Annotated in this window: 7 protein-coding genes; 4 read left to right on the top strand and 3 right to left on the bottom strand. The window is 72.5% G+C overall.

Features of this window, described 5'->3' with window-relative positions; translation table 11 throughout:
- The first annotated feature begins 114 nt into the window (after positions 1 to 114).
- On the top strand, positions 115 to 639 hold the full coding sequence (locus SACHA_RS0102460) for a flavodoxin family protein (RefSeq protein WP_019806949.1): 525 nt from the start codon (positions 115 to 117) through the stop codon (positions 637 to 639).
- A 43-nt stretch (positions 640 to 682) separates the two neighbouring features.
- Here the strand turns inward: SACHA_RS0102460 and SACHA_RS0102455 are convergent, their stop codons facing one another.
- Positions 683 to 961, bottom strand: a complete 279-nt coding sequence (locus SACHA_RS0102455) for a PASTA domain-containing protein (RefSeq protein ID WP_026454938.1) — start codon at positions 959 to 961, stop codon at positions 683 to 685.
- 142 nt (positions 962 to 1103) lie between these two features.
- Entirely contained in the window at positions 1104 to 1538 is a 435-nt protein-coding gene (gene trxA / locus SACHA_RS0102450) for a thioredoxin (RefSeq protein ID WP_157601573.1), read from the bottom strand.
- A gap of 73 nt (positions 1539 to 1611) precedes the next feature.
- Between trxA and SACHA_RS0102445 the strand changes: the two genes are divergently transcribed.
- The 3 genes from SACHA_RS0102445 to SACHA_RS0102435 all read left to right on the top strand — a co-directional run bounded on the left by SACHA_RS0102445 (position 1612) and on the right by SACHA_RS0102435 (position 5798).
- Positions 1612 to 2241, top strand: a complete 630-nt coding sequence (locus SACHA_RS0102445) for an alpha-ketoglutarate-dependent dioxygenase AlkB family protein (RefSeq protein WP_019806943.1) — start codon at positions 1612 to 1614, stop codon at positions 2239 to 2241.
- Positions 2242 to 2331: 90 nt separating this feature from the next.
- Positions 2332 to 3702, top strand: coding sequence for an ATP-grasp domain-containing protein (locus tag SACHA_RS0102440; RefSeq protein ID WP_019806941.1), 1371 nt, complete (start codon positions 2332 to 2334; stop codon positions 3700 to 3702).
- Entirely contained in the window at positions 3690 to 5798 is a 2109-nt protein-coding gene (locus SACHA_RS0102435; protein WP_019806939.1) for a CocE/NonD family hydrolase, read from the top strand. Before SACHA_RS0102440 ends, SACHA_RS0102435 begins: the two co-directional genes overlap by 13 nt.
- 10 nt (positions 5799 to 5808) lie before the next feature.
- Here the strand turns inward: SACHA_RS0102435 and SACHA_RS0102430 are convergent.
- Positions 5809 to 6301, bottom strand: a 493-nt coding sequence (locus SACHA_RS0102430; protein WP_157601574.1) for a SelB domain-containing protein, incomplete at its 5' end; no start/stop codon positions are given.

Below are 6301 nucleotides of genomic sequence, written 5' to 3'. Positions count from 1 at the left end.
CCCCGGCGCCGGCACCCGCACCCGCGGATCCGGGCGCCGCCCCCGCGTACGAGCCCCCGGCACGGGGAGCGACCCCGCCCTCCCCGCTCCGCGGCTGAGCGGAAGAGGCAGGCGATGCGGGTACTCGTCGTGTACGAATCGATGTACGGAAACACCGAGACCGTCGCCCGCGCGGTCGCCTCGACCCTGGCGGCACACGCCGGGGTGGAGGTCGACCTGACGGAGGCCGGCGCGGCACCCACCACGGTCGGGAGCGACACCGACCTGCTCGTGCTCGGCGCCCCGACGCACGCCTTCGGGCTCAGCCGGGACTCCACCCGGGCAGACGCCGGGCAGCGGGGCGGCCGCGCCGGGTATCCGCTGGTGTCCCGCGGCATCGGGGTGCGGGAGTGGCTGGACCGGGTCCGGCTGCCGGAGACGGTGCGCACGGCCACCTTCGACACCAAGGTGGACCGTCCCCGCCTGCCGGGATCCGCGGCGAGGTCGGCGGCGAAACGCCTGCGGAGAGCAGGCCTGCCGCGGCCGGAGGCGGTCACGAGCTTCTACGTCACCGGGCAGTTCGGCCCACTCGCCGACGGCGAAGCCGACCGTGCGCGGGACTGGGCGGCTCGTCTGTCGCCCCCGGAGGGCCGTCGCTGATCGCAAAGGCGCCGCACCGTCCCGTGCGGCACCGGGCACCGGGTCAGGCGGGGTCCGGACTGCCCGTTTCGAGCGGCCCGGTGACGCCCGCGCCGACCGGGCTCTCCTTGCCGGGATGGACCCACAACACGACCTCGGCGCCCTCCACGGCACCGGCGGCGCCGACCGGGCGCTGGGTCGTGACGATCCCGCTCATCGGCAGCTCGTCCACCCCGTCCGGGGGAACGGGCACGAGTCCCGCCCTGCGCACGATCTCGCAGGCGTCGTCGGGGGCGAGCCCGACGACGTCGGGGACCTCGGTCACCGGGCGCCGTCCGTGCATGTCGTGATTGTAGGCACCGACGCCGCCGGAGGACACGTCCCCGACACCGTCCGGGCGGTTTCGCCCGGACACGACGACGGCACCGGCCGGGTGGCCGGTGCCGTCGGGTCCGGTTCGCGCCCCCGTCCCGGGGCGGGGTGCGTCAGCTCGCCTCGGCGATCTCCTGGCGGACCTGGTCCATGTCGACCTCCCGCGCCTTGCCGATGAGCTCCTCCAGCGCGGGGGCCGGGAGCGCACCGGGCTCGGCGTAGAGCACCACGCCGTCGCGCACGACCATCAGCGTGGGGATCGAGGAGATCCCGAACGTCTGCGCGAGCTCGATCTCCTGCTCGGTGTCCACCTTGCCGAAGGTGATGTCCGTGTGCTGTTCGGAGGCCGCCTCGAACACCGGCGCGAAGGTTTTGCACGGGCCGCACCACGACGCCCAGAAGTCCACGAGGACCGTGCCCTCGCTGCCGACGGTGTCCTTGAAGTTCTCGCTGGTCAGTTCCACGGTCGCCATGACGTCCTCCCGCCGCTCGTTTCCGCGTTCGGTTCTGTCAACAGCACACCGGCGCCGCACATTCCGGCGCCGCATCGCCGCGCGTCCGGGTAGAACACGCCACGCGTCCGGGTAGAACACTTGTTCGATCAGGGGTATGCTCAGACGCATGGAACCCGCGTTTCAGGCGTCGTTGTTCGACACGGCCGACGAGCCCTCGGTGCCCCCGCTGGACGGAGTGCGGCGCACCGACCTCGCCGACGGTGCCTGGATCGACGTCCTTCCCGGTTGGCTCTCCGGCGCGGACGTCCTGTTCGAGCGGCTGGCCGCCGGGGTGCCGTGGTACGCCGAACGCAGGCGGATGTACGAGCGCACGGTGGACGTGCCCCGCCTGCTGTGCTTCTACGGCGAGCGGGACCCGCTTCCGCACCCCGTCCTCGCCGACGCCCGCGCCGAACTGACCCGCCACTACCGGGACGAGCTCGGGGAACCGTTCCGCACGGCCGGGCTTTGCTACTACCGCGACGGCCGGGACAGCGTGGCCTGGCACGGCGACCGCATCGGCCGGGGCGACCGCGAGGACACGATGGTCGCCATCGTGTCGGTGGGCGCCGCCCGCCCGCTGCTGCTGCGGCCCCGCTCCCGGTCCGGCGGCACGGTCCGGTACTCCCTGGGCCACGGCGATCTGGTGGTCATGGGCGGCTCGTGCCAGCGGACCTGGGAACACGCGGTACCGAAGACCGACCGGCCGGTGGGCCCGCGCATCAGCATCCAGTTCCGCCCGCACGACGTGCGGTGACAGGCACCCCCGGCGGCGGCGCGCGGGGCGGGTTTCGCGGTCCGGCGACCGGACATCCTCCGTGGAGAGCTCCGCACGGAGGTGGCACGCGTGCCCGAGAACGTGTTCGTCCTCGGACTGGACGACGGGAATCTGGCGCTGCTCCGGCGCCTGCCCGGCGCCGCGGACCTACGCTTCCACACCCTGCTCGACATCTCCGAGGTGCGCATCGGCTACGCCGACTACCGGCGGTGCCTGACACACGCCGAACAGCGGCTGGAGACCTTCGACGGGTCGATCGACGCGATCACCGGCTACTGGGACTTCCCGGTGACCTCCCTCGTCCCGGTGCTCTGCGAACGGTACGGGCTGCCCAGCACCAGCCTGGAGTCGATCGTCAAGTGCGAGCACAAGTACTGGTGCCGGGTGGAGCAGGCGGAGGTCGTGGACGCCTACCCGCGGTTCGGCCTGCTCGACCCGGCCGCGGCCGAGCCCGCGCTGCCGCCCGGGCTGGAGTATCCGGTCTGGCTCAAGCCGGTCAAGTCCGCGTCGTCGAAGCTGGCCTTCCGGGTCCGGAACGAGGCCGAGCTGACCGACGCGGTGTCCCGGGTCCGCGCGGAGATCGACGACGTGGGCGGCCCCTTCGAGGCGGTGCTGGAGCGCGTCCGGCTGCCGCCCGGGATCGCCGACGTGCCGGGCACGGCCTGCCTCGTGGAGGAGGCGGTCACGGGCAGGCAGGTGACCGTCGAGGGCTACCGCTACCACCACGAACCGCATGTCTACGGCGTCATCGACTCGGTGACCTATCCGGACAGTTCCAGTTTCCTGCGTTATCAGTACCCGTCCACGCTCCCGCCGCACCTGATCGAGGAGGTCTCGGCGGTCGCGAAACGGATCGCCGTGCGGATGAACCTGCGCTCGACGACCTTCGACGTGGAGTTCTTCGTCGACGTCGACACCGGAAGGGTGTCGGTGCTGGAGGTCAACCCGCGGCTGTCGCAGTCGCACGCGCGCCTGTTCGAGCACGTCGACGGGGTGTCCAATCTGCACTGCATGGTGAGCCTCGCGCTCGGGCGGGACCCCGCGATGCCCTACCGGCGGGGGCGCTACGGGGTGGCGGCGAAGTGCTTCCTGCGACGGTTCACCGACGGGGTGGTCCGGCGGGTCCCCACCGCGGAGGAGATCGCGCGGCTGGAGGCGGAGATCCCGGGGCTGTCCGTGGACGTCACCACCGCGGAGGGGAACGTGCTGTCCGAACAGTACGCCCGGGACAGCTACAGCTACGAGCTCGCCGACATCCACCTCGGCGCGCGGGACCGGGACGAGCTCGGCGAGCTCCACGAGCGGTGTGTCCGGTCCCTGCGGTTCGAGATCGACGACCGCGGCGGTCCCGGCGATCCGCGGAACGCGGGCGGCACCGCCACCACCGAGCACGACCCGTACGCCCGTGAAGGAGCCGGAGACCGACCGTGCGCACCGTGAGTTCCCTCCCCCACCCCACCCGCGTCGACGACCACGTCCGCATCCCGATGTCGGACGGGACCGAACTCGGCGCCCGCATCTGGCGCCCGGTCTCGTCGGACACCGACCCGGTGCCCGCGGTCCTCGAATTCCTCCCGTACCGGCTGCGGGATCTGACCGCGCAGCGCGACTCCATGCACCACCCGTACCTGGCGGGCCACGGCTACGCCGGCGTGCGGGTGGACCTGCGCGGCAGCGGCGACTCCGACGGGGTTCTCGGCGACGAGTACCTGGAACAGGAACTGTTCGACGCCGAACGGGTGCTGGCCTGGCTGACCGAGCAACCGTGGTGCGACGGCAACACCGGGATGATGGGGATCTCCTGGGGCGGGTTCAACGCGCTCCAGCTGGCCGCCCGCAGACCGCCCGGCCTCGGCGCGATCGCGACGTTGAGCTCGTCCGACGACCGCTACGCCGACGATGTGCACTACATGGGCGGCTGTCTGCTCTCGGACAACCTGTCGTGGGCCTCGGTGATGTTCGCCTACATCTCCTGCCCGCCGGACCCGGCCGTCGTCGGCCACCGGTGGCGGGAGATGTGGTGGCGACGTCTGCAGCACTGCGAGCCGTGGCTGATCGAGTGGCTACGGCACCAGCGCCGGGACGACTACTGGCGGCACGGGTCGGTGTGCGAGGACTATTCGGCGGTGGGCTGCCCGGTGCTGGCGGTGAGCGGCTGGGCCGACGGCTACTCGAACGCGGTGTTCCGGATGCTGCGCCACCTCGACGTGCCGTGCAAGGGACTGATCGGCCCCTGGTCGCACAAGTACCCGCACCTGGGCAGACCGGGCCCGGCGATCGGGTTCCTCCAGGAACTCGTGCGCTGGTGGGACCACTGGCTCAAGGGCGTGGACAACGGCGTGATGGACGATCCGACGCTGCGGATCTGGATGCAGGAGAGCGCCAAACCCGCCACCGCCTACGAGCAGCGCCCGGGACGCTGGATCGGCGAGGACGCCTGGCCGTCCCCGCACGTCGAGTCGACCGCGTTCGTGCTGCGGCGCAACCGTCTCGTCCGGACCGGCACGGTCGGGACCGCCGGAGAAGCCCCCGGGGAGGCGACGCCGGAGTCACTCGACGTCGTGGGTGTGCCCGCGACCGGTTCCCCGCGTGCGGACGAGTCCGGAGAGGCGCTCACCATCGAGTCACCCCTGTCGGTGGGCCAGTTCGCCGGGAAGTGGTGTTCCTACAACGCCCCGCCGGATCTCCCGTACGACCAGCGGGAAGAGGACGGGGGCTCGCTGGTGTTCGACACCGCGGTGCTGACCGAACGCGTCGAGATCCTCGGCTCCCCGGTGGTCCACCTGGACCTGTCCACCGACCGGCCCACGGCGATGGTGACGGTCCGCCTGTCCGACGTCTCCCCCGACGGGCGGGCCACCCGCGTCAGCTACGGCCTGTTGAACCTCACCCACCGCAACGGGCACGCGCGGCCGGAACCGCTGGAGGCGGGCGGACGGTACCGGGTGAGCGTCGGCCTCAACGGTGTGGCGCAGGCCTTCCCCGCGGGACACCGGATCCGGCTGTCGGTGTCCACCTCCTACTGGCCGCTGGCCTGGCCCCCACCCGAACCGGTGCGCCTGACCGTGCACGCCGACACCAGCGAGCTGGTGCTCCCTGTCCGCCCGATGCGGACGGACGAGGTGCGCCCGGAGCCGTTCGACGAACCCGAGAGCACCCCGACGACGCCCGTGCACCGGCTGCGGCCGGGTGACGGCAGGTGGACGGTGTCCCGGGACCTGGTCGAGTACCGCTCCGCGCTGGAGGTGGTGAAGGACCTGGGGGTCGTGCACTTCGAGGACATCGACCTGCGGGTGGGGCGCCGCGCCGACGAACGCTACGAGTGGGTCGGCGACGACTTCGAGTCGGTGCGCGGGCAGGTGGACTGGGTCATGCGGTTCACCCGCGGCGAGTGGGACGTGTCCACCACCACGCACACCACGCTCTCGTGTACGCCGACGGAGTTCGTGGTGCACGCGCGGCTCGACGCGTTCGAGGGCACCGAGCGGGTGTTCTCCCGCAACTGGCACACCACCATCCCGAGGGACCACGTCTGACGCGGCCGCCTCACCCGGCCACGGTCCGGGTACCGTCCCCGTGGGACACCGTGCGGCCGTCGGCGTCGAGCCGTTCCAGCAACGGCACCGCCACCCGCCGGGTGGTCTCTAACGCCCGCCGGGCGGCACTGACGGTGAACGGTTCCCCGAGCGCCGCCAGCACCCGCACCCCCCGGTCGGGGGCGTCCGGCAGCAGCACGACGCCGTCGGCGATCCGCAGGAGCCTCCCCGCACGTTCGGCGGCGGCGAGCTGCTTCGGGCCGAGTCCGAGCCGGGAGAGCTCGTCCGCCTCCGGCGCGCGGAACGGCTGTGCCCGCAACCGCTTCTCGACGGCCGTCACGCCCCGGTCGACGGCGTCGGGCAGCCGGGGACCGGCGTCCGGCTCCCGCAGGAGCCCGTCCCGGACCTCCAGCCGCACGGTTTCCGCTCCGTCTCCGCCGGTCCCGGAACCCGGACCGGCCGTGCTCACCGCCCCGCCCAGCAGTGCCGTCAGCAGGTCGGCC

It is taken from the genome of Saccharomonospora halophila 8, assembly GCF_000383775.1.
In the GTDB taxonomy this organism is placed as follows: Bacteria; Actinomycetota; Actinomycetes; order Mycobacteriales; family Pseudonocardiaceae; genus Saccharomonospora; species Saccharomonospora halophila.
This window is presented reverse-complemented; position numbering and strand designations above follow the sequence as displayed.

Excerpts from the sequence above, each read along its gene's own strand:
- trxA (WP_157601573.1), bottom strand. The coding sequence starts at position 1,538 with ATGCGGCGCCGGAATGTGCGGCGCCGGTGTGCTGTTGACAGAACCGAA.
- SACHA_RS0102460 (WP_019806949.1), top strand. The coding sequence starts at position 115 with ATGCGGGTACTCGTCGTGTACGAATCGATGTACGGAAACACCGAGACC.
- SACHA_RS0102455 (WP_026454938.1), bottom strand. The coding sequence starts at position 961 with ATGCACGGACGGCGCCCGGTGACCGAGGTCCCCGACGTCGTCGGGCTC.
- SACHA_RS0102445 (WP_019806943.1), top strand. The coding sequence starts at position 1,612 with ATGGAACCCGCGTTTCAGGCGTCGTTGTTCGACACGGCCGACGAGCCC.